Below are 883 nucleotides of genomic sequence, written 5' to 3' on the forward strand. Positions count from 1 at the left end.
CCCAACCTTAGAGCTCCTTGCCAAGCCCAACAGGGTCCGGCGGCTCCTCCTCTTTGGCTCCTTCGCCCGGGGCGAGGCCGACGAGGAAAGCGACGTGGACCTCCTGGTGGAGTTCTTTCCCGGGCGCACCTCGGGCCTGGGCTTCGCCAGGCTTCAGGAGGAGCTGAGCCGCCTCTTCGGGCGCAGGGTGGACCTCCACACTCCGGGAGGCCACGCAGAAGCGCAAGCTTATGGAGGGCGTTTCCCACGGCACGGACGGGACCGCAACCGGGCGGCGCCCCCGGGCCCGGAAGAAAGGGCGCTTCCCTTTCCCACCCCACACCCCCAACCTGTGCTACCTTGAGGGCAATGACCACGGAGGAGCGCCTCTACAAGCTGGAGGGGATCGTGGAGGGGGTCATGGCCACCCTCCCGGGTCAGGTCACCTCCCTGGAGGGGCGGGTGGACCTCCTCCGCCAGGAGGTCAAGGCGGAGATCAACACCGCCTTCCACAAGGTCATGCTCTACTTCACCGCCCTGGCGGCGGCTCTGGCCGTCCTCACCTTCCTCCGCTAAGCGCCTGGGCCGAGCACCCCTCCAGCAACCTCACGCCCCGGAGATTCGGCTACTACCGGGAGGAAGGGGGCTGGGTGTACCGGGAAGCGGAGGAGGGCCGCCTGCCGCTACCCTGCCTGGAGGGCCACCTGGACCTCTCCGAGGCCTATTACGGGCTCTAGGGACCGCCTAGACCTCCACCCCTTCGTAGATGGCCTCCAGGCTTAGCTCCACGCCGAGGCAGGGCACCTCCACCACCCCCTCCCCCTCCCACAAGCGGTAGAGCCAGCCCTCCCCCTGGCGGAAGTAGCCCTCCACCCGCCTTTCCCGGGAGTCCACCAGGAGGTAG

2 protein-coding genes and 1 pseudogene are annotated in these 883 nt (G+C 68.4%); 2 read left to right on the forward strand and 1 reads right to left on the reverse strand.

Going from position 1 to position 883, the window contains the following annotated elements:
• Nucleotides 1-343: nucleotidyltransferase family protein (locus AC01Y6_RS10580; protein ID WP_476671486.1), on the forward strand; the 343-nt coding region annotated here is incomplete at its 5' end.
• 5 nt (nt 344-348) lie between these two features.
• Nucleotides 349-555 (forward strand): hypothetical protein, encoded by a 207-nt coding sequence (locus AC01Y6_RS10585; RefSeq protein ID WP_476671487.1) that lies wholly within the window; start codon nt 349-351, stop codon nt 553-555.
• Nucleotides 556-723: 168 nt separating this feature from the next.
• Here the strand turns inward: AC01Y6_RS10585 and AC01Y6_RS10590 are convergent.
• Nucleotides 724-883 (reverse strand): annotated as a pseudogene (locus AC01Y6_RS10590) (Uma2 family endonuclease); the annotation flags it as partial.

It is taken from the genome of Thermus sp. (genome assembly GCF_056332225.1).

Bases quoted from the DNA above. Each gene is read 5' to 3' on its own strand.
- AC01Y6_RS10585 (WP_476671487.1), top strand. From the start codon at position 349: ATGACCACGGAGGAGCGCCTCTACAAGCTGGAGGGGATCGTGGAGGGG.